Genomic DNA, 21,240 nt, shown 5'->3' with positions numbered 1-21,240 from the left:
CCCCCGGCGCCCCCCGCCGCTCCCGGGGGCTCGGCTCAGTGGACCAGCAGGTCGAAGCCCTCGACGTCCTGCGGCTTGCGCGGGCCCGGGCCGATGTACTGGGCCGACGGGCGGACCAGCTTGTTCTCCCGCTTCTGCTCCAGGATGTGCGCCGACCAGCCCGCGGTCCGGGCGCTGGTGAACATTGCCGGCATCATGTGCGGCGGGACCTGGGCGAAGTCCAGGACGACCGCGGCCCAGAACTCGACGTTCGTCTCGATCGGGTGGTCGGGACGACGCTCGCGCAGGATCCGGAGCGCGGCCTGCTCCAGCGCGGCGGCCACCTCGTAGCGGGGCGCGTTCAGCTCCTGGCAGGTCCGGCGCAGCACGCGGGCCCGCGGGTCCTCGGCCCGGTAGACCCGGTGCCCGAAGCCCATGAGCTTCTCCTTGCGGTCGAGAATCCCCTTGACCAGCGCCTCGGGGTCCCCGGTCCGCTCGACCTCGGCGATCATCGGCAGCACGCGCGCCGGGGCGCCGCCGTGCAGCGGGCCGGACATGGCGCCGATCGCGCCGGACAGCGAGGCCGCGACGTCGGCGCCGGTGGACGCAATGACGCGCGCGGTGAAGGTGGAGGCGTTCATGCCGTGCTCGGCGGCGGAGACCCAGTAGGCGTCGATCGCCTTGACGTGGGCGGGGTCCGGGTCGCCCTTCCAGCGGACCATGAACCGCTCGGTGATCGTCTTCGCCTGGTCGACGCGGGACTGCGGCACGGCCGGGATGCCGATGCCGCGCGCGGACTGGGCGACGTAGGACAGCGCCATCACCGATGCCCGGGCGAGCTGCTCGCGGGCCTCCTCGACCGGGGTGTCGAGCAGCGGCTGGTAGCCCCAGTGCGGGGCGAGCATGGCCAGCGCGGCCTGCACGTCGACGCGGACGTCGCCGGTGTGGACCGGGATCGGGAAGGGCTCGGCGGGCGGCAGGCCCGGCCCGAACCGGCCGTCGACCAGCAGCGCCCAGACGTTGCCGAAGGTGACCTGGCCGACCAGGTCCTCGATGTCGACGCCCCGGTACCGCAGCGCGCCGCCGTCCTTGTCGGGCTCGGCGATCTCGGTCCGGAAGGCGACGTGCCCTTCGAGACCGGACTTGAAGCCGGGCGGGGGCGGGGGAACAGGGTGGTCCTCGGACACCGGGGTTCTCCTCACGTGTCGGTGCACACCGGCAGCCGTCGCCGGGTGGCGCCGTCGGCCGGTGTCCCTGCTGCGCGCGGGTCCGCGCGCGTGGTCGCTGTCACCCTGCCTCTCACCAGCGCAGGAGCACAACGGACTGCTCAGGTGTGATCGGTCACCGGACCCGAACGGAGGGTGTCGGGCGGCGGGGGCGCCCACCTACCGTCGGGGGTCCACGAGGAGGTGCGCATGACCGAACTGACGCTCGCCACCATGCGGGTCGACTACGACGCCGGAGGTTTCGACGTCGACCAGCTCGCCCCGACCTGGCACGAGCAGCTGGCGCGCTGGCTGGCCGAGGCCGGCGAGGCCGGTGTCCCCGAGCCCAACGCGATGGTGCTGGCCACGGCGGACCCGGACGGCCGCCCGTCGTCGCGCACCGTGCTGTGCAAGGGGCTCGACGAGCGCGGCGTGGTCTTCTACACCAACTTCACCTCCGCCAAGAGCCGCGATCTGCGCCAGTCGCACGAGGCGTCGGCGACCTTCCCCTGGTACGCGTTGCAGCGTCAGGTGCACGTCCGCGGTCTGGTCCAGCAGACCAGCTACGCCGAGGCCGACGCCTACTGGGCGACCAGGCCCCGTGGCTCGCAGCTCGGCGCGTGGGCGTCGGCCCAGTCCGTCGTGGTCAGCGACCGGGGCGTGCTCGACGACGCCCTGACCTCCGCCGAACGCCGGTTCGCCGACACCGAGGCGATCCCGCGGCCACCGCACTGGGGCGGCTGGCGGATCGTGCCGGACGAGGTCGAGTTCTGGCAGGGCCGTACCAACCGGATGCACGACCGGCTCCGGTTCGTGGGCGACCGCGACTCGCGGACGTGGAAGGTCGTGCGGCTGGCGCCGTAGCCGCCCGGTTCACGCCCGAGTGTCCGGTTCGGCGCGCCCCGGGCCGTCTGCGCCGCCGGGCGGGCGTGGTACCTGTGGAAACGTGAGTCGTCCCCGTCCGGGATCGGGCCCGGACCAGCCCACGGATCCGCTGCCCGCCGAGCCCCCGCGGTCGGCGCCGGAGCCGCCCACCCGTCCGGCCCACGATCCCCGGGCGGACCCGCTCACCGTGCCGGCGCCCGGCCCCGCCGACGCGAGCACCGAGCGCCTGACCACGGGCCCGGACGCACTCACCCGGCAGGTCCGGGCCGGGGGCGACACCCGCCGGGTCCCCGTGGACCCCGATGCGACCACGGCCCGGCTGCCGGAGGGGCGCACCCTGCGCACCCGGCTGGCCGGCGTGGCGCGGAACACCTTCGCCGACACCACACCTCTGCAGACACCGTCCTACCGGCGGTTGTGGATGGCCGGGGTCGTCACCACGATCGGCGCGCAGATGTCGGTCGTCGCCGTGCCGACCCAGATCTACGCGCTCACGGACTCGTCGGCCTACGTCGGCCTGACGGGTGCGTTCGGCCTGGTCCCGCTGGTGATCTTCGGGCTGTGGGGCGGCGCGATCGCCGACGCCGTCGACCGTCGCCGGATGCTGCTGCTGACCGGCACCGGCATCGCGATCACCTCGCTCGCGCTGTGGGTGGTCGCGGCGAGCGGGGTCGGCAACGTCTGGGTCGTGCTGGTGCTGTTCGCGCTGCAGTCGTCGATGCTCGCGATGAACCAACCGGCACGGGCCGCCGTGATCCCGCGCCTGATTCCCGCGGCCCAGCTCCCCGCGGCGAACGCGCTGAACATGACCGTCGTGCAGCTCGGCGCGATCGTCGGGCCGCTGCTGGCGGGCGTGCTGATCCCGGTCGTCGGGCTGGGCACGCTCTACCTGCTCGACGCGATCTTCCTGCTGGCCACGCTCTGGGCCACGTTCCGGCTGCCCGCGGTGCCCCCGCAGGCGACCGGGGATCGCGCGAAGGCGGGCCTGCGGCAGATCGTCGACGGCTTCCGCTACGCCGCCCTGCACAAGATCCTGCTCGTCTCGTTCCTGGTCGACATCATCGCGATGGGCTTCGGCATGCCGCGCGTGGTGTTCCCCGAGATCAGCCAGACCGTGTTCGGCGACCCGCCGGGCGGCGGCTTCGCGCTGGGCGTCCTGTTCGCGGCGATCCCGATCGGGATGGTCGTGGGCGGGGTGTTCTCCGGCTGGCTGCAGCGGGTGTCCCGGCAGGGCGTCGCGGTCACCGTGGCGATCTGCGTCTGGGGCGTCGGCGTCGCCTTCTTCGGGCTCACCTCCTCGCTGTGGGTCGCGGTGATCGCGCTGGCGGTCGCCGGGGCGGGCGACCTGGTGAGCTCGGTGTACCGGAACTCGATCCTGCAGTCCGTGGCCACGGACGAGATGCGCGGACGGATGCAGGGAGTGTTCGCGGTGGTCGTGGCCGGTGGGCCCCGGCTGGCCGACATCTGGCACGGTGCGGCGGCCGCGGCCGTCGGGCCCGGGACGGCCGCGTGGATCGGCGGGGTCGCCGTCGTGGTCGTGACCGTCGCGGTGGTGTTCCGGTTCCGCGAGTTCTGGGACTATCGCGTGCCGCTCGACACCCGCCGGTGACGTCGGGTGAGGGCCAGGGGATGCCGTCCTGCCCTCGGGGGACCACCATGGACCCCGCACCGTAAGAACCGTCCTGCGGAGTGATCCTTACCGCCTCGGGACGTGACGCGGATCCGTCGAACGGTACGGATGCGCCGTGGCGCACTAGCGTGGCGTCCAACGCAGAAGAAACGAGTGTGAGAGGGAACCTCCACATGGCTGACGAGTCCGCCGGAACAGACGCCGCTGTCCTCACGTACCCGGGCGGCGAGCACGAGATGCCGATCAAGGCGCCGACGGAGGGTGCTTCGGCAGTCGACGTCAGCAAGCTCCTCGCGAAGACCGGGATGACGACCTTCGACCCCGGCTTCACCAGCACGGCCGCCTGCGCCTCCGCGATCACCTACATCGACGGCGACGCCGGCATCCTCCGGTACCGCGGGTACCCGATCGACCAGCTCGCCGAGCGGTCGACCTTCCTCGAGGTCAGCTACCTGCTGATCTACGGCGAGCTGCCCACCCAGGCGCAGCTCGACAGGTTCACCACCGACATCAGCCGGCACACCCTGCTGCACGAGGACCTCAAGGGGTTCTTCGACGGCTTCCCGCGTGACGCGCACCCGATGCCGGTCCTGTCGTCGGCGGTCTCGGCGCTGTCGACCTTCTACCAGGACGCGCTGGACCCGTTCGACGACGCGGCCGTCGAGCTGTCCACGGTCCGCCTGATGGCGAAGGTCTTCACCATCGCGGCCTACGCCTACAAGAAGTCCGTCGGCCAGCCGTTCCTCTACCCGGACAACTCCATGGGCCTCGTCGAGAACTTCCTGCGCATGACGTTCGGGTTCCCGGCCGAGCCGTACGAGGTCGACCCGGTGATGGCCAAGGCCGTCGACACGCTGCTGATCCTGCACGCCGACCACGAGCAGAACTGTTCGACGTCGACGGTCCGGCTCGTCGGCTCGTCGCAGGCCAACCTGTTCGCGTCGATCTCCGCCGGCGTGAACGCCCTGTTCGGCCCGCTGCACGGCGGGGCGAACCAGGCGGTCCTCGAGATGCTCACCCGCATCCAGGAGGTCGAGGACGGCAACGTCGACGCCTTCGTCGAGCGCGTCAAGAACAAGGAGAAGGGCGCGAAGCTGATGGGCTTCGGGCACCGGGTCTACAAGAACTACGACCCGCGCGCGAAGATCGTCAAGCAGAACGCCGACGAGGTGCTCAAGGCCCTCGGCGTGACCGACCCGCTGCTCGACATCGCGATGAGGCTCGAGGAGAAGGCCCTCGCCGACGACTACTTCGTCGAGCGCAAGCTGTACCCGAACGTCGACTTCTACACCGGCGTGATCTACCGGGCCATGGGCTTCCCGACCAAGATGTTCACGGTCCTCTTCGCGCTCGGCCGGCTTCCCGGCTGGATCGCGCACTGGCGGGAGATGATGGCCGACCCGCAGAACAAGATCGGTCGTCCGCGCCAGCTCTACATCGGCGCCCCCGAGCGGGACTACACGGAGATGTCCTCCCGCTGACCCTTTCCGGCGCGCGAACGGCCCTGTCGTCCGGCAGGGTCGTTCGTGCATCCGGAGGCCGTGCGTTCGGCGCGCGGGTTCCCCGGGCCGCCGCTAGCGTCGGCGCATGCCCGAGCGCTCCGTCGTCTGGTTCCGGCGTGACCTGCGCGTCGGGGACCAGCCCACCTTCCTCGCCGCGGCCGGCTCCTCGGACGAGGCGCTCGCGCTCTTCGTGCTCGATCCCGCCCTGGTCCGGCCGAGCGGCGGGGCGCGGCTGAACTTCCTCCACGGCTGCCTTCGCGAGCTCGACGCCGCCCTCGGCGGGAGGCTGCTCGTGGTCGAGGGCGACCCGGCCGACGTCGTGCCGCGCATCGCCGAGGCCGTCGGTGCCGGCGCGGTCCACGTCGCGGCGGACTTCGGGCCGTACGGGCACCGGCGCGACGAGGCCGTCGAGAAGGCCCTGGCCGAGGCCGGCCGCGAGCTCGTGCGCACCGGCTCGCCCTACGCCGTCGCGCCCGGACGGGTCCGCAAGGCCGACGGCGAGTCCTTCCGCGTGTTCACCCCCTTCCGCCGCGCGTGGACCGACCACGGCTGGCGCGCCCCCGCCGACACCTCCGCCGCGACCGTGTCCTGGACGGACCCCGCGGACGACAAGGGCGGGCCGTGGGCGGTGCGGATCCCCGACGACGTCCCGGTCGAGGCCGAGCTCCCCGAGCCCGGCGAGCAGGCGGCCCTGCGGACCTGGGCGGACTTCCTCGACGACGGCGTGGACCACTACGGCGACGACCGCAACCGCCCGGACAGGCCCGGCACCTCGCGGATGTCGGTGTACCTGAAGTACGGCTGCGTCCACCCGCGCACGCTGCTCGCCGACCTCGCCCGCAGGCGGTCCGCGAGCGCCGACACCTACCGCACCGAGATCGCCTGGCGGGAGTTCTACGCGGACGTCCTGTTCCGGCGGCCCGACTCCGCGCGGAAGAACTACGACCGCGCCTTCGACGCCCTCCCGCTCGCCTCGGGCCGAACGGCGCAGGAGGCCTTCGAGGCCTGGAAGGCGGGCCGCACCGGCTTCCCGATCGTCGACGCCGGGATGCGCCAGCTGCGCGCCGAGGCGTGGATGCACAACCGGCTGCGGATGGTGGTGGCGTCGTTCCTGGTGAAGGACCTGCACCTGCCGTGGTGGTGGGGCGCGCGGCACTTCATGCAGCTGCTGGTCGACGGCGACCTGGCCTCCAACCAGCACGGCTGGCAGTGGACTGCCGGCAGCGGGACGGACGCATCGCCGTACTTCCGGGTGTTCAACCCGGTCACGCAGGGGGAGAAGTTCGACCCGAACGGTGACTACGTGCGCAGGTACGTGCCCGAGCTGCGCGGGATCGAGGGCAAGGCCGTGCATCAACCGTGGGCGCTGGCCGACGGCGTCCCGGCGGGGTATCCGGAGCCGATCGTCGACCACAAGGCCGAGCGCCAGGAGGCGCTCGCCCGCTACGAGCGGGTCAAGCAGGCGCGTACCTGAGGCCGCGTACCCCAGGCACGGCACGATCGGGCGGCGGGCCCCGGGGCCGTCCGCGTGGCGGGAGGGTGAACTCTAGGGTGTGGCCAGCACCGAAGAGGGGAGCCCGGAATGGCCGACCGACGGAACCGCACGCGACGCGGGATCCTGCTGCTCGGGGTGGCGGGGGCGGCCGGAGCGGGCGCGTGGGTGTTCTGGCGGCGCTCCGGCGCGGGCCGTCCGGTGCGTGACCAGTGGGCCCGGGCCGTCTCGACCCCGTCGGCGGCGGAGGTCGGGCGGGAATCCGTGGCGGTCGGCGCCCGCGGCGGCAGCGTCACGGTGAACGGGGCCACGGTGAACGGGCCCACGGCGAACGGGGCCACGGTGAACGGGTCGGACGCGGACGGGGCGGTCCACAACGGCCGCACCCCGCAGGGCCTGATCCCCAGGGCCGAGCCCCCGGCCGCCGGGCGACCGACCCCGGAGCCCCCGGCGGCCGAGCGGCCGACCCCGGAGCCGCCGGCCGAGAAGCCCGGGCCGTCCGAAAAGCTGCTCGCGCCGGAGCCCTCCCCGGCCGAGAAATCCGCCTCCGAGGAGGAGACCGGCGCCGAGGAGCCGCCGGCCGCCGCGGCGGAGCCCGTCCCCGACGGCCCCTACGGCCCCGGCTCCGCGGCCCCGCTCCCCGACGGCTCCGCCCCGAGCCCGGAGTTCACGATCAAGGGCAACGCGTCGTCGATGCTGTTCCACCCGCCGTCGAGCCCGTACTTCCGCCGGACCAAGCCCGCGGCCTGGTTCCGCACCGCCGAGGACGCCCGGCGGGCCGGCTTCACCGAGTGGAAGCCGAAGCCCCGCGGGGGCTGAGCCCCAGCCCGCCCGCCACCACCGCCGCGAGCACCGCGAGCGCCGCCGCGCCCAGTCCCGCGGCGAGCGCGGACCCGGTCGCCGTCAGCAGCGTCGCGAGCCCGACCGCTCCGCCGACGTACTGCGCCGTGGACACCAGCGCCCCGCCACACCCTGCCGCGACTCGGGAACCGCGGCGGCGGCCGTCCGGAACACCGCGGGGAAGGCGATGCCGGCGAAGAGGGCCCAGGCGAACCCGGGCAGCATCGTCACGTAGCTGCCGAACCCGAGGGCCAGCACCGCCAGCGTCACCCCGAGCCCCGCCATCCCGACCACGAGCGTGCGACCCGCCCCGATCCGCGCCGCCAGCCGCGGGAACACCCAGCCCGCCCCGACCATGCTCAGCGCGCCGAGCGGCAGGAACGCGGCCCCGGCCTGCAGCACCGTGAAGCCGAGGACGTCCTGCGGCTGCGTGGTGATGAGGAAGTACGCCGTCCCGACCGCCCCCATGAAGAGCAGCACGGCGAGGGTGGGCGCCAGCAGCGCCCGCGACACCCGGGGCAGCAGGGGTTCCGGGGCACGGCGCTCGACCAGCGGGAACGCTCCCAGCAGCACGATCCCGGCGACCGCCCCGACCGACCGGTCGACGATGCCGAGGACCAGCAGCGTCGATCCGGCCGTGGCAGCCCACCGCCGGCCGCGCCGAGGGCCGCCCCGGTGCTCCCGGCCACGCCCCACACCGCGAACGCCCGGTTGGGCTCCGGCCCCTCGGCGAACCCGGCCGCGAGAAGCTGCAGCGTGGCCGGGGTGAGCAGGGCGGCGCCGGCTCCCTGCACCGCCCGCGCCGCGACGAGCGAGCCCGGGGTCGTCGCCAGCCCGCCCGCCAGCGAGGCGAGCCCGAACAGCACGAGCCCGGCGACGAACACCCGCCGCGCCCCGAGCCGGTCGGTGGCCCGGCCGCCGAGCAGCAGCTGGCCGCCCAGCGCGACGGTGTAGGCGGAGACGACCCACTGCAGCCGGTCGGCGGCGAACCCCAGGTCGCGGCCGATGCTCGGCAGCGCGACGAACACGATGTCGAGGTCGGTGGCGACGAGGAACCGGGTCACGACCAGCAGCGCCGGGCGACCGCGAGCTCACGGACACGTTGTCCCTGCTCACCGACCGGGCCAAGCGCCACCGGGCCTACGTCCGCACCGCCCGCGCGGAGTACGACGCCGCGCACGTGCGACACGGACCGGCGACACTCCCGCCATGGCCGAGCGATCGGGACACGTCGTCGTCTGCGGGATCGGAGCCGTGGGGTTCCGGACCGTCGAGCAGCTGCACGCCGCCGGGATCGACGTCGTGGTCGTCGACGGCGGCGACGAACCGGAGCCGGTCACCGAGCACCTCCTCGGGCTCTGGGAGGTCCCGCGGGTGGCCGGGCGCCCGCGCGACGCCCTGGTCGAGGCCGGGGTGGCGCGGGCCGCGGCCGTCGTCGTGGTCCCCGACGACGACCTGGTCGCCACCGAGACCGCCCTGCTCGCCCGCCGGCTCGCCCCCGGGGCGCGGCTGGTCGTGCGGGTGGCGAACCGGGCCGTCGGACGAGCGCTGGCCGACGTGACCGGTGGGGAGAGCGTGCTCGACGTGGCGGCGCTGTCCGCCCCGTCCGTCGTGGAGGCGTGTCTCGGGCAGCGTCCCCACCCGGTCGAGATGGGCGGCCGGGTGTTCGTGGTCGCGACCCTGGAGGCGTCGCGGGCCGGCACCCTGCGCGCCCTGTTCGCCGACCTCGCCCCGCTCTCGGTGGCCGGCGCCGGGGAGGAGCAGGTGATCTGCCCGGGACGCGACCACCACGTGCCCCCGGGCGCGCGCGTCACGCTGGTCGGCACCACGGAGCAGTTCGCGGCGGCGGGGACGCCGGTCGAACCGGTCCCGGCCCGGACCGGGGCGCGGTCGCCCGGGGCGGCGGGGGCCGTGCGCCGGGGCGCGGAAGGCGGCCGGGCGACGGTGCTGACGGTCCTGCGCACCCTGCTCGCCGAGGCCGAGCGCCCGCTGAAGGTCACCGCGGGCGTGCTGCTCCTGCTGTTCGCCGCCTCGGTGTTCGTGCTGCGCTCGGGGTACGTCAAGCCGGACGGCTCGCACATGACCTGGGTCGACGCCGTGTACTTCTGCGTGGAGACCATCGGCACCGTCGGCTACGGCGACTTCTCGTTCGCCGAGCAGGCGACCTGGCTGCGCGTCTACGCGATCGGGATGATGGTCCTCGGCGTGGTGCTCGCCGCGGTGCTGTTCGCCCTGCTCACCCAGCTGCTGGTGAGCAGCAGGATCGAGCGGTCCGTCGGGCGGCGGCGGATCGGCGCGATGCGCGGGCACGTGATCGTCGTCGGGCTCGGGGCGGTGGGGATCGGGGTCCTGGAGGGCCTGCTGGCGGCGGGCGCCCGGCCCCTCGTCCTGGAGCGCGACCCGGCGAACCGGCACCTCGCCCGCGCCCGCGAGCTCGGCGTCCCGGTGGTCACCGGCGACGCGACGGACGCGGCGGTCCTGAACGTGGTCAACCTGCGGGAGGCCATGGCCGTCGCCGTGCTGACCAGCGACGACCTCGTGAACGTCGAGGCGGGCCTCGCCGTCCGGGGCCAGCTTCGCGACCGCTGGCCCGCCGTCCCGGTGGTGCTGCGGGTGTTCGACGAGGACCTGTCCGAGGCGGTCGAGGAGGGCTTCGCCTTCCGGTACGTCCGCTCGACGGCGGCGCTGGCCGCCCCGTGGTTCGTCGGCGCCGCCCTCGGGCTCGACGTGCTGGGCACGTTCTACGTCGACCGCACGCCGTTCATGGTCGGCCGGCTGCGGGTCGGTGCCGCGCTCGACGGCGTTGCGATGCGTGAGCTGTCCGCCCGCACCCGGGTCGTCGCCCTGCACCGCGCCGACGTCGGCACCCTGGAGCACCCGCCCCGCCGGGACACCCGCTTCGCCGCCGGCGACGAGGCGTACGTCGTCGGGCCGTACTCCGAGCTGCTCGCCCTGCTGCGCCCGGCGGGCCAGGCGGCACCGTAGCCACAACTGGCCGAACGTCCGTTAAGCTGACGGCCGGTCGACTCCTGGAGGCGCAGTGGCAGGCAGCGTGACGGTCCCTCCCGCCCGGCGGCTGGCGGGGGCCCTCGAACCCGTCGTCGGCCAGGTGTACTTCGCACCGGAGGCCCACGAGGCCTACGAGAAGCTCGGGTTCGCGGGCAGTCCGCGCTCGCTCCGCGGCGTCGCGGCGCCCGACGGCCCGGCCTACTTCTGCAGCCGTGGCTCGGTGCTCGGCCAGGTGCCGGGCGAGGTCGTGGCGGCGGCGTTCGGCGTGTTCAACCCCGAGGCCGTCGTGCCGGCGGTGACCTACGGCTGGACGCTCACCGACGCCCCCACGATCTGCGCCGCCCGCACCGACGCCGCCCGGGCGCAGCTCGTCCGGGTCCTCGGCGAGCGGCCGAAGGGGCTCGACCGCGCCCGTGACCTGCTGGAACGGGCCGTCGCACCGCTGCGTCCGGAGGGCCGGACGCTGTTCGCGGGGCTGCTGTCGCTCGGCCTGCCCGGCGACCCGGTGGCCGACGCCTGGCGGCTCGGCGACCTGCTGCGCGAGTACCGCGGCGACGTGCACATCGCGGCGTGGACCACGGCCGGCTTCGACGCGACCGAGATCGGGTTGCTCACCGAGCCGTACTGGGGCGTGCCGTTGCGCAGCTACGTCCGCTCCCGGGCGTGGACCACCGCGCAGCTCGACGCCGCCGAGGAGCGGCTGGTGGCCCGCGGGCTGCTCGCCGACGGGGCGCTGACCGACCGGGGCCGCAGCGAGCGCGAGGCGGTCGAGGTCGCGACGGACCGGATGTGCGAGCCGATCGTGCGGGCGCTCGGCGAGGACCTCGACACCCTCGTCGACCTGCTGCGGCGGTGGGGCCGGGCCGTCCGCGAGGCGCACGGCTACCCCGCCTCCGGCCCGCACGACCTCGCCGGGTCCTGACCCGTCCGGGAGCCCCCGAGCTCAGACCTCCGAGCCGTCCGGCATGGAGATGCCGTAGCCGCGGATCTTGCGGTAGATCGTGGCCCGCGACATCCCCAGGCGCCGGGCGGCCTCGGCCTTGTTGCCGTCCGTGTCGAGCAGGGCGTCGACGATGGCGTCGCACTCGATCGCCTCGAGCGGCGTGAGCACCCGGCGGGTGATCGCCCGCGTCTCCGGCGGGAGGTCCTCGGGCCGGACGGTGCCGGTGCGCCGGCGCGCGACGACCTTGCGCAGCACCTGGTAGAGCTGGTCGACGTTGCCCGGCCAGCGGTTGCGCATCAGCACCCGCATGGCCTCGGGCGAACAGTGCAGGTCCGCGCCGCGGGTGAGCCGCGCGAGCAGGTACGGCACCAGCTCGGCGACGTCCTCGATGTGGTGGCGCAGCGGCGGCACCTCGATGCTGCGCGGGAAGCACCCCAGCAGCTCGGTGAGCTCGGGCGAGTCCGGCTCCGACGTCCGCGAGCGGGTGGCGACGACCCACTGCCGCTCCGGGTCGGTCGACTCCCGGTGGGGCTCGAGCGCGTCGGCCAGGGCCAGCGCGTGCTGCGGGGACAGCGCGTCGAGGTGCTGGAGGACGAGCGTCCCGCCGCCGGTCTGGAGCTCGTCGGACACCTCGGCGATCCACCGCGCCCCGCAGTGCACGGCGTCGAGCACCCGCACGTGCCCGGCGGGGGAGTGCAGCTGGTGGGTGGCCCGGGCCAGCGTGGTCCGCCCCGACCCGCTCTCGCCCTCCAGGACCAGCCACTCGTTCATCCGGAAGTGCCGGTCGACGGCCTGGGCGCACTTGGTCCACAACGCCCCGGACCCGACGGCGGCCGGCAGGGCCGTGGTGATCGACGGCGTCGAGGGGCGGCCGTGCAACGGCGCCCGCGACACCAGCTGGACCTGCAGGATCCCGCCGGAGAGCCCGCCCTCGGCCCAGCTCGGCCGGCACTGCACCCGGGCCGTGGCGCCGCTGGGCAGGTCGACGAGCAGCTGCCGGCGCCGCCCGCTGCGGATCGCGTCCGTGGCCTCGGCGAGCAGCGGCACCTGGTCGGACGGGTCGATGAGCTCGCGGGCCCGGTCGTTCATCATCAGCAGGTCGTCGCTGACGGCGAACACGGCGCCGCGGCCGCGACGGCACGCGGACAGGTAGTCGTGCATCAGGGTGAGCTCACGCCGCCCGGACTGCTCGAGCAGCGTCTCCTCGATGCGCCGCGCGATCGTGACGGCGGTCGCGGCCATCATCGCGCTGGCCTCGTTGCGCCAGCAGGTCAGGTCCAGCACCCCGAGTAGCTTCCCGTTCACGGGATGGTGGATCGGCACGCCGGCGCACGCCATGTCCTCGAGGTGCTCGACGTAGTGCTCGTGGCCGAACACCTGCGCGGGCGCGCGGCCCTCCAGGGCGGTGCCGATGCCGTTGGTGCCGACGTACTGCTCGGCGTAGCTGAAGCCGGGGGCCAGCCAGATCCGGTCGAGGTGGCGGCGCAGCGCGCTGTCGCCCGTGCGCCGGTCGATGACCACGCCCTCGTCGTCGCAGAGGATCACGCTGACCGGCTCGGTGGCGAACTGGTCGGCGATGTCCTCGATGACGGGCCGTGCGGCGCGCATGAGCGGAGTGTCCGGCTCGGCGTCGCTCTCGTACGGCAGCTCGAGGTGGTCGCTCGGCACCGAGAACTCCCGCGAGCGCGTCCACGAGGCCAGGATCGGCGCCCGCACGATGCTCGGGTCGGGCGCCTCGAAATGGAGGAACGCCTCCCGGGCCACGGCCACGCGTTCGGCGGCACCGCTGATCACCGCGGGCCCGACGGGCACGGGTGACCGGCGCGCGGACGCGTCCTCGGCGTCCGGCGCCTCGTGGTGGATGGCGCGTTCGTTCTGGTCGACCAACCGGTTGCCCTTCTCGGAGCAGCTGTGGTCCGCGGTGGCGGCGCAGCCGGGATCGGCCCGGACGGTACCGCCCGAACTCCGACCACGCTAGAGCCGGATCGCGTGACCCGAAAGAGGCTGGTCAGCCTCGTACCGTCTCATATTGAGACCGCAGGTCAGGGGGGTCGGCGGTGTGATTCCTGGCACGAGACGAGCTGTGACGGGGCGCACTGCCGGCCCCACCGCGGCGAACCTCGGCACAGGGCCCGACAGCGTCGCGGGCTCCCGCGCCGGCCGGCGGCGTCAGCTCTGTGCGCTCTCACCCCACCACCGTGAGGAGACGACGTGAGTCGGCAGAGTTTGGCGAAGGCTCACCAGAAGATCCAGGAACTCGCCTGGGAGCCGCAGTACCACGAGCCGTACATGAAGTACGGAACCGACTACACCTTCCGGAAGGCCGCGAAGAAGGACCCGCTCAAGCAGGTCCTGCGGTCCTACTTCCCGATGGAGGAGGAGAAGGACCACCGCGTCTACGGCGCGCAGGACGGGGCCATCCGCGGGAACATGTTCCGCCAGGTCCAGGAGCGTTGGCTGGAGTGGCAGAAGCTGTTCCTGTCGATCATCCCGTTGCCGGAGATCTCCGCGGCGCGCTCGATGCCGATGCTGTTCCACGCGGTCCCGAACCCGGAGCTGCACAACGGCCAGGCGATCCAGATGATCGACGAGGTTCGGCACAGCACGATCCAGCAGAACCTCAAGCGCCTGTACATGAACAACTACATCGACCCGGCGGGCTTCAACAACAGCCTGCGGAACTTCCAGACGGACTACTGCGGCACCATCGGCCGCCAGTTCGCGGAAGGCTTCATCACCGGTGACGCGATCACCGCGGCCAGCATCTACCTGACGATCGTCGCCGAGACGGCGTTCACGAACACCCTGTTCGTGGCCATGCCGGCCGAGGCGGCGGCCAACGGCGACTACCTGCTGCCCACGGTCTTCCACTCGGTGCAGTCCGACGAGTCGCGGCACATCTCCAACGGCTACGCCACGCTGCTGATGGCGCTGTCGGACGAGGACAACCGCCAGCTGCTCGAGCGCGACCTGCGCTACGCGTGGTGGAACAACCACCGCGTCGTCGACGCCGCCATCGGCACCTTCATCGAGTACGGCACGAAGGACCGCCGCAAGGACCGCGAGTCGTACGCGGAGATGTGGCGCCGCTGGATCTACGACGACTACTACCGGTCCTACCTGCTGCCGCTCGAGAAGTACGGCCTGGTCATCCCGCACGACCTGGTCGAGGAGTCCTGGAAGCAGATCTGGGAGAAGGGCTACGTCCACGAGGTCGCGCAGTTCTTCGCCACCGGTTGGCTCGCCAACTACTGGCGCATCGACGGCATGACCGACGAGGACTTCGAGTGGTTCGAGTACAAGTACCCGGGCTGGTACGACAAGTACGGCAAGTGGTGGGAGAACTACAGCCGCCTGGCGACCCCGAACGGGCACAACCCGATCATCTTCGAGGACGTCGACTACGTGTACCCGCACCGCTGCTGGACCTGCATGGTGCCCTGCCTCGTGCGTGAGGACATGGTCATGCAGGAGGTCGACGGCCAGTGGCGCACGTACTGCCACGAGGTCTGCCGCTGGACCGACGCGGAGGCCTTCCGGCCGACGTACCAGGGCCGCGAGACGCCGAACATGGGCCGCCTGGTGGGCCACCGCGAGTGGGAGACCCTCTACCACGGCTGGAACTTCGCCGACGTGGTGAAGGACATGGGCTTCGTGCGCGACGACGGCAAGACGATGACCGCGCAGCCGCACCTGAACCTGGACCCGAAGAAGATGTGGACCCTGGACCACATGCGGCGGTGCCCGACGTTCGTGAGCCCGAACGTGACCCTGAACGAGATGACGGACGCCGAGCGTGAGGCGTTCAGGGCGGACTACGTCCGCCAGGGCCCGGCCGGCCGGCCGGCTCCCAAGGACGCCTGAGCGCGGGTCAGGCGAGGGGGGAGGACCGGGTCCTCCGGTCCTTCCCCCGCTCGGGTGCGACCCCGCCCACCGGCGGGGTCCACCCGGTAGTACGTCGCACCCGCGGGCCAGGGGTCTCCCGCGACCGTCACCGTCCACAGTGGAGTGATGGTGGGCCCCGCCCGCGGGTGCTGCCCAACCGAGTCGAGAGGTGGTCCTCCCCTTGGGCGAGAAACACGTGGTGCGCTTCGAGCCCGTCGGCATCGAGATCGAGGTCGACGAGGGTCAGACGATCTTGCGCGCCGCCGCCGAGAACGGCGTCCAGCTCATGCACGGCTGCAAGGAAGGTCAGTGCGCGGCCTGCAAGTCCTTCGTCCTCGAGGGCGAGGACATCGAGCTCGACAGCTACTCGACGTTCGCGCTGCCGGACTACGAGAAGGAGGAGGGCCAGACCCTGCTCTGCCGGGCGCACGCCTACGAGGACCTGGTCATCGAGCTCCTCAACTACGACGAGGAGATCATCCGGGGCGGACTGCCGCTGCGCCGGGGCGTGGTCGAGGTGCTGTCCAACGAGGCGGTCACCCACGACATGCGGCACCTCGTCGTCAAGCTGCTGGAGCCGGACGAGATCAAGTTCTTCCCGGGCCAGTACATGGACTTCGTCGTCCCGGGCACCGAGGAGACGCGGTCCTTCTCCATGGCGAACACCCCCAACCGCGAGGGGATCTACGAGTTCGTCATCAAGATCTACCCGGGCGGCCTGTTCTCGGAGCACCTGGCGGACAAGATCCAGGTGGGGGACCGGCTCGAGGTGGAGGCCCCCTTCGGGACCTTCACGCTCCGGGAGAACCGCACGTCGAACCTGATCTTCGTGGGCGGCGGGGCCGGCATGGCCCCCGTGCTCGGACTGCTGCGGTCCATGGCCGAGCGCGGGGTCGAGCGCAAGGCGACCTTCTACTACGGGGCCCGCACCGCCCGCGACCTCTGCTTCGAGGACGAGCTCCATGCGCTCGCCGAGAAGATCCCCGACTTCCGCTACGTGCCCGCCCTGTCCGAGCCGGCGGAGGGCGAGCCGTGGGAAGGCCACACGGGCCTGATCACCGAGGTGGTCAAGGCCCTCGAACCGACCCTGGAAGGAGCAGATGCCTACGTCTGCGGTCCGCCGCCCATGGTCGACGCGGCGATCGCGACCCTGACCGCACTGGGCGTGCGCGAGCAGAACATCTTCTACGACAAGTTCACCACGACCGGTGAGCAGGAAGGCGAGGACGGGCAGTGACCACCACAGAGAGCAATCCCTCCGCCCCGACCGAACGCAGCGTTCCGAAGCCCGTGTTCACGGACGCAGAGGCGGGTGCGAAGGAGTTCCCCGACTCGAGCCCCGCCGCGCGGCGCTACAACTACTTCACGCCGGCGAAGCGCAAGCAGACCCACTACGAGGACGTGACCGTCGAGGTCCAGCCGGACCCGCGGCACTACCTGGCCCAGGGGTGGATCTACGGCTTCGCCGACGGGACGAACGGCTACCCCCTGCACTGGACCAAGCTCAAGGCCTGGGGCGTCGACGAGCCGGAGCCGGCCCGCGGCGTCGGGACGGGCGCGATGCACGTCCAGAACTGGCCCGCGCACGGCTGGCACGAGTTCCGCGACCCCAACGAGGAGTGGGAGCAGTCCCTCTACCGGTACAACGCCAACGTCGTCCGGCAGCTCACCCAGAACGTCGACAACGCCCGCCACGCGAAGGCCTTCGAGCTCTGGACCCCGAACTGGATTCGCTTCGTCGAGCGCAACGTCGGCGCGTGGATGCACATCGAGCACATCCTCGGCCTGTACGTCTTCGCTGCCAACGAGCGCTCCGGCCCGACGAACATGCACAACACGGCGATGGCCGTGAACAGCACGCGCAAGATCCGCTTCGCCCAGGACCTCGCGCTCTACAACCTGACCCTCACCGAGGAGATCGACGGCTTCGACGGCACCGCGCACGTCGAGGCGTGGAACTCCGACGCCGAGTGGCAGGGCGCCCGGAAGGTCTGCGAGGCCCTCACGGCCGTGCAGGACGACTGGGGCGAGGCCATCTTCGCCGCCAACATCGTGTTCGAGCCGCTGATCGGTGAGCTCTTCCGGTCGAACCTGGTCATGCAGGCCGCCGCCGGCAACGGCGACTTCGTGACCCCGACCGTGATGGGTGCCGGCGAGTTCGACTACGCCCAGCGCGACCTGCGCTGGACGATCGCCTGCTTCGGCCCGCTGGCCGAGGACCGGGAGTTCGCCGCACACAACAAGGAGCTCATGCAGGGCTGGCTGTCGCACTGGGTGCCGCAGGCGCTCGAGGCGGCCCGCACCATGCAGCCGATGTGGTCGCAGGCCGACCACAAGCCCCCGAGGTTCGAGGACGCCCTCGACCGTGCCAAGAGCCGGTTCGCCGGAATCTGCCGCGATCTCAATCTCGACACCCCCGAGGAGCTGAAGCAGTGACCGCCTTCAAGACCTCCGAGAGCCCGTTCAAGTCGGACAACACCGCGTCGAACATGTGCGGGTTCACGCTGATGAACTCGCAGGTCGGCACGCTGATCGCGAACGTCCTGCGTCGGCTGGACAACGTGAAGGTCGAGGAGCTGCCCTCGATGATCCGCGTCGACGGCAAGGGCAAGTTCGAGGTCGTCTACGCCGACGTCGACGAGGAGGCCGGCGAGGAGGAGGGCTGGTTCAACGCCGCCGAGTTCGAGGAGGCGATGTCCACCCACTACGGCCGCATGGTCCACCTCGACGACAAGACGATCATGTTCGCCAACCCCGAGGACGCGGCCGAGTACATCGACTTCGACCTGAAGCCGGTCTCGTAACCACCTCCGCTCCTCACCCCCGCGGTGGCGGCGGCCCCTGAGGGCGCCGCCGCCACCTGCGGGCTGTTGATCCGCACCCGCGCGGCTGACCAACGCAGTACTCGATAGTCCGGGAGGACCGAAGTCATGGCCAAGGAACTCAAGTTCGGCGTGGACGCCCGCAGGGCGCTCCAGGCCGGGGTGGACCAGCTCGCCGAGGCCGTCAAGAGCACTCTCGGCCCGAAAGGCCGTAACGTCGTCCTGGAGAAGATCACCGGCACGCCCGAGGTGACCAACGACGGCGTGACCATCGCCCGCGAGATCTTCCTGCGCGACCCCTTCGAGAACATGGGCGCGCAGATCCTCAAGGAAGCGGCGATCAAGACCAACGACACCGTCGGCGACGGCACCACCACCGCGACCGTGGTGGCCCAGGCCATCGTCCGCGAGGGGATGAAGGCCATCCAGTCCGGCGGGAACCCGGTGCTGGTCAAGCGGGGCATCGACCTCGCCGTCGGCCGGATCGTCGAGAAGCTCGCCGCGGTGGCGCACCCCGTCGACTCGCTCGAGCACCTCTCGCGCGTGGCCGCCATCTCGGCGAACGACGACGACGCCATCGGCTCGGTCATCGCCAGGACGCTGCACACCGTCGGGGACGACGGCGTGATCTCCGTCGACGACGGCCCGGTCCTCGGGCTGACCGTGAACTTCGTCGAGGACTTCGAGTTCGACAACGGCTACGTCTCGCCCTACCTGGTCACCGACCCGGGCTCGATGATGGCCGTCCTGGACGACCCGTACATCCTGCTGTCCGCCGAGAAGATCTCGGACGTCCGGCAGCTGATGCCGGTGCTCGAGAAGCTCATGCGCGACCCCCGGCCACTGGTCATCGTGGCCGAGAAGGTCGAGGGCACCGCGCTGCAGATGCTGGTGCACAACCACGTCAACGGGCACCTCAAGGTCACCGCCATCCAGGCGCCCGGGTTCGGCGAGAAGCGCGTTCACCTGCTGGAGGACCTTGCCGCGCTGACCGGCGCGAAGGTGCACTCCAAGGCGTCGAGCTTCGCGCTGGAGCAGATGACGACCGAGCACCTCGGCCGGACCACGCAGGTCCGGGCGACCAACGAGCAGAGCGTGTTCATCGGCGGGCACGGCTCGAAGGAGGCCGTCGAACGACGGCTCGCGCAGCTGCGGGCCGAGATGGCGCGCGCGTCGATCGGCACGGACGAGGACTGGCTCAACGACCGCATCGCGCGGCTCTCCGGCAAGGCCGCCATCATCTCCGTGGGCGCGCCGACGAACGCGGAGCTCAAGGAGATCCGGCACCGCGTCGACGACTCGCTGCAGGCGACCCGGGCCGCCATGGCCGAGGGCATCGTCGCGGGCGGCGGGTCGGCGCTGCTGCACGCCGAGTCCGCGCTCGACGGGCTGGACGTGGACGGCGACTACCGGATCGGCGTCGAGATCGTGCGGGCCGCGCTGTCCGAGCCCGTGCACCTGATCGCCTCCAACGCCGGCTACGACGGCGCCGACGTCGTCAAGCAGGTCGCGGACCTGGGCGTGGACGAGGGCTTCGACGCCCTGCAGGGCCGCTTCGGCGACATGGTCGAAATGGGCATCATCGACCCGCTGCGGGTCGTGCGCTCGGCGCTGCAGAACGGCGCCTCCGTGGCCGGCCTGATCCTCACCACCAACTCGTTGGTGGCCGAGGAGGTCACGCCCTGGAACAAGAGCCTGATGACCGAGTTCGGGCCGCTCGACGAGGGCATCCCGCAGCCCAGCCCGGACTCGTCGACGCCGCAGTCGCTGGGCCTCGGCCCGTCGGTGGGCTGAGCCGGGAATCGCGTTGTGGAACCATGATGCGCGACAGCACCGGGCTGGAGCGCATTATGGGACCATAATGCGCGAAATACCGGTCTGAATTCGCATTATGGTTCCATAACGCGACGGGAGAGGCGCGGTGTACGAGGTCGGCGGGGAGCGCTACGTCGTCGTCGACGCCCATGTGCACGCGTGGGACGGCAGCCCGCACAACCAGGCGGGCCCGGCGGGCGAGCAGTTCGTCGCCGACCTCCACCACCGGCACCGCGTCCTCGACCGGACCCCCCGGCCGATCCCGTTCGACGAGTTCGCCGCGGTCGGAGAGCGCTCCCTGGTCTCCGACCTGCTGGGTCGAGGGCACGTCGATCGGGCGGTGCTGCAGCCGCTCGGGCTGGGGTCGCTCTTCGTCCTCGGGTTCGCGCCGTCGGCGTGGTCCGCGGAGCTCGCGGAGGGGCTCGCCGGCCGGTTCGCGGTGACCGGCGAGCTCGACCCCGCCGACGAGGGCGGCCGTCGCGGGATCGCGGCCCGGGTGCAGCGGGAGGACCTCCGCGGCCTCTCCCTGACGTCCGGGACCCGTCCGGAGGCCCGCCTCGAGCTCGGGGACCCGGCGCTGCGGCGGGCGCTCGGCCGGGCCGAGCAGGCGGGCGCCGCCGTGGTGCACGTGGGGGTCGGGGCGGTCGCGCATCCGGCCGCCGGCGCCCCCGTCTGGAGCCACGGCGGTGTCCCGGACCGGCCCACGGGGTCGGGACGCATCCGGGCCCGCTGGCCGAGCTGGGCCGAGCCGGTGCGCTCGGGGTCGGCCCTGCCCGTCCGGGAGCGCGACGCCCGACCGGCGCCCGCCGGGCGCATCGACCCGGGGCAGGTCCGGGTGCTGGCCTCGGCGCTGCCGCGGATGCGCTTCGTGCTGGGCGCGGGCTGGCTGCCGACGGCGGTCCTGATCCGGCTCGCGCAGCTGCCCGGGGTGCACGTGCTGCTCACCGAGGTCCTGGTGGGGCTGCGCACCCATCCGCGGGAGGCGGGGGAGGCGCTCGACGCGCTGCTGGCCGCGTTCGGGCCGCAGCGCCTGCTGTTCGGCAGCGGCTACCCCCTCGTCCGGCCGGAGCGGCTGGTCGAGGAGACGGCGTCGGCGCTGCTCGCGCGCGGGCTCGGACCCGCCGCGGTGCAGGCCGTGCTCGGGGCCAACGCGGCGCGGCTCTACCGGCTGCCCGTGCCGGAGGCGCTCGTCGCGCACTCCGTCGCCCGCGCCCGCTGACGACACCCGTTCCA

General features: G+C 72.5%; 16 protein-coding genes and 1 pseudogene. 13 read left to right on the top strand and 4 right to left on the bottom strand.

Annotated elements, in window-relative coordinates:
- Positions 1–35: 35 nt before the first annotated feature.
- On the bottom strand, positions 36–1,166 hold the full coding sequence (locus LWC33_RS17900; RefSeq protein ID WP_233305539.1) for a citrate synthase 2: 1,131 nt from the start codon (positions 1,164–1,166) through the stop codon (positions 36–38).
- Positions 1,167–1,394: 228 nt separating this feature from the next.
- Between LWC33_RS17900 and pdxH the strand changes: the two genes are divergently transcribed.
- The 5 genes from pdxH to LWC33_RS17875 all read left to right on the top strand — a co-directional run bounded on the left by pdxH (position 1,395) and on the right by LWC33_RS17875 (position 7,512).
- On the top strand, positions 1,395–2,048 hold the full coding sequence (pdxH, locus tag LWC33_RS17895) for a pyridoxamine 5'-phosphate oxidase (RefSeq protein ID WP_233305538.1): 654 nt from the start codon (positions 1,395–1,397) through the stop codon (positions 2,046–2,048).
- A gap of 340 nt (positions 2,049–2,388) precedes the next feature.
- A complete protein-coding gene (locus tag LWC33_RS17890) occupies positions 2,389–3,678 on the top strand; it encodes an MFS transporter (protein ID WP_255692170.1) in 1,290 nt (429 codons plus the stop codon).
- A 194-nt stretch (positions 3,679–3,872) separates the two neighbouring features.
- Positions 3,873–5,180, top strand: a complete 1,308-nt coding sequence (locus LWC33_RS17885; RefSeq protein WP_233305537.1) for a citrate synthase — start codon at positions 3,873–3,875, stop codon at positions 5,178–5,180.
- Positions 5,181–5,286: 106 nt separating this feature from the next.
- A complete protein-coding gene (locus tag LWC33_RS17880; protein ID WP_233305536.1) occupies positions 5,287–6,675 on the top strand; it encodes a cryptochrome/photolyase family protein in 1,389 nt (462 codons plus the stop codon).
- 108 nt (positions 6,676–6,783) lie between these two features.
- On the top strand, positions 6,784–7,512 hold the full coding sequence (locus tag LWC33_RS17875; RefSeq protein ID WP_233305535.1) for a sunset domain-containing protein: 729 nt from the start codon (positions 6,784–6,786) through the stop codon (positions 7,510–7,512).
- Between the two features lie 84 nt (positions 7,513–7,596).
- Here the strand turns inward: LWC33_RS17875 and LWC33_RS36105 are convergent, their stop codons facing one another.
- Both LWC33_RS36105 and LWC33_RS36585 read right to left on the bottom strand, forming a co-directional pair.
- Entirely contained in the window at positions 7,597–8,229 is a 633-nt protein-coding gene (locus LWC33_RS36105) for an MFS transporter (RefSeq protein ID WP_233305534.1), read from the bottom strand.
- A gap of 5 nt (positions 8,230–8,234) precedes the next feature.
- Positions 8,235–8,561: pseudogene (locus LWC33_RS36585) on the bottom strand (MFS transporter); the annotation flags it as partial.
- Positions 8,562–8,742: 181 nt separating this feature from the next.
- Between LWC33_RS36585 and LWC33_RS17865 the strand changes: the two are divergent.
- Both LWC33_RS17865 and LWC33_RS17860 read left to right on the top strand, forming a co-directional pair.
- On the top strand, positions 8,743–10,518 hold the full coding sequence (locus LWC33_RS17865; protein WP_233305533.1) for a potassium channel family protein: 1,776 nt from the start codon (positions 8,743–8,745) through the stop codon (positions 10,516–10,518).
- Between the two features lie 67 nt (positions 10,519–10,585).
- A complete protein-coding gene (locus LWC33_RS17860) occupies positions 10,586–11,464 on the top strand; it encodes an SCO6745 family protein (protein WP_233305532.1) in 879 nt (292 codons plus the stop codon).
- A gap of 21 nt (positions 11,465–11,485) precedes the next feature.
- Here the strand turns inward: LWC33_RS17860 and LWC33_RS17855 are convergent, their stop codons facing one another.
- Positions 11,486–13,372: a sigma-54-dependent Fis family transcriptional regulator gene (locus tag LWC33_RS17855; RefSeq protein ID WP_233305531.1), complete on the bottom strand. Its 1,887-nt coding sequence runs from the start codon at positions 13,370–13,372 to the stop codon at positions 11,486–11,488.
- A gap of 339 nt (positions 13,373–13,711) precedes the next feature.
- On the opposite strand from LWC33_RS17855, the gene LWC33_RS17850 reads away from it, so the two are divergent.
- The 6 genes from LWC33_RS17850 to LWC33_RS17825 all read left to right on the top strand — a co-directional run bounded on the left by LWC33_RS17850 (position 13,712) and on the right by LWC33_RS17825 (position 21,226).
- Entirely contained in the window at positions 13,712–15,349 is a 1,638-nt protein-coding gene (locus LWC33_RS17850; RefSeq protein WP_233305543.1) for a ferritin family protein, read from the top strand.
- Between the two features lie 202 nt (positions 15,350–15,551).
- Positions 15,552–16,607 carry an FAD-binding oxidoreductase gene (locus LWC33_RS17845; protein ID WP_233305530.1) on the top strand — a complete coding sequence of 352 codons (1,056 nt, stop codon included), beginning with the start codon at positions 15,552–15,554 and terminating at the stop codon, positions 16,605–16,607.
- Complete coding sequence (locus LWC33_RS17840; protein WP_233305529.1) at positions 16,604–17,806, top strand: ferritin family protein; 1,203 nt, start codon at positions 16,604–16,606, stop codon at positions 17,804–17,806. Before LWC33_RS17845 ends, LWC33_RS17840 begins: the two co-directional genes overlap by 4 nt.
- On the top strand, positions 17,803–18,174 hold the full coding sequence (gene mimD, locus LWC33_RS17835; RefSeq protein ID WP_233305528.1) for a propane 2-monooxygenase effector subunit MimD: 372 nt from the start codon (positions 17,803–17,805) through the stop codon (positions 18,172–18,174). The genes LWC33_RS17840 and mimD overlap by 4 nt, the downstream gene beginning before the upstream one ends.
- Before the next feature lie 126 nt (positions 18,175–18,300).
- Positions 18,301–19,986, top strand: coding sequence for a chaperonin GroEL (gene groL / locus LWC33_RS17830; RefSeq protein WP_233305527.1), 1,686 nt, complete (start codon positions 18,301–18,303; stop codon positions 19,984–19,986).
- 127 nt (positions 19,987–20,113) lie between these two features.
- Complete coding sequence (locus tag LWC33_RS17825) at positions 20,114–21,226, top strand: amidohydrolase family protein (protein ID WP_233305526.1); 1,113 nt, start codon at positions 20,114–20,116, stop codon at positions 21,224–21,226.
- The last annotated feature ends 14 nt before the right edge of the window (positions 21,227–21,240 follow it).

Origin of the sequence: Pseudonocardia terrae, from assembly GCF_021343995.1 — a bacterium.
In the GTDB taxonomy this organism is placed as follows: domain Bacteria; phylum Actinomycetota; class Actinomycetes; order Mycobacteriales; family Pseudonocardiaceae; genus Pseudonocardia; species Pseudonocardia terrae.
This window is presented reverse-complemented; position numbering and strand designations above follow the sequence as displayed.

What these genes read in the sequence shown, in the direction of transcription:
- pdxH (WP_233305538.1), top strand. Translation starts at nt 1,395, where the DNA reads ATGACCGAACTGACGCTCGCCACCATGCGGGTCGACTACGACGCCGGA.
- LWC33_RS17885 (WP_233305537.1), top strand. Translation starts at nt 3,873, where the DNA reads ATGGCTGACGAGTCCGCCGGAACAGACGCCGCTGTCCTCACGTACCCG.
- LWC33_RS17880 (WP_233305536.1), top strand. Translation starts at nt 5,287, where the DNA reads ATGCCCGAGCGCTCCGTCGTCTGGTTCCGGCGTGACCTGCGCGTCGGG.
- LWC33_RS17875 (WP_233305535.1), top strand. Translation starts at nt 6,784, where the DNA reads ATGGCCGACCGACGGAACCGCACGCGACGCGGGATCCTGCTGCTCGGG.
- LWC33_RS17865 (WP_233305533.1), top strand. Translation starts at nt 8,743, where the DNA reads ATGGCCGAGCGATCGGGACACGTCGTCGTCTGCGGGATCGGAGCCGTG.
- groL (WP_233305527.1), top strand. Translation starts at nt 18,301, where the DNA reads ATGGCCAAGGAACTCAAGTTCGGCGTGGACGCCCGCAGGGCGCTCCAG.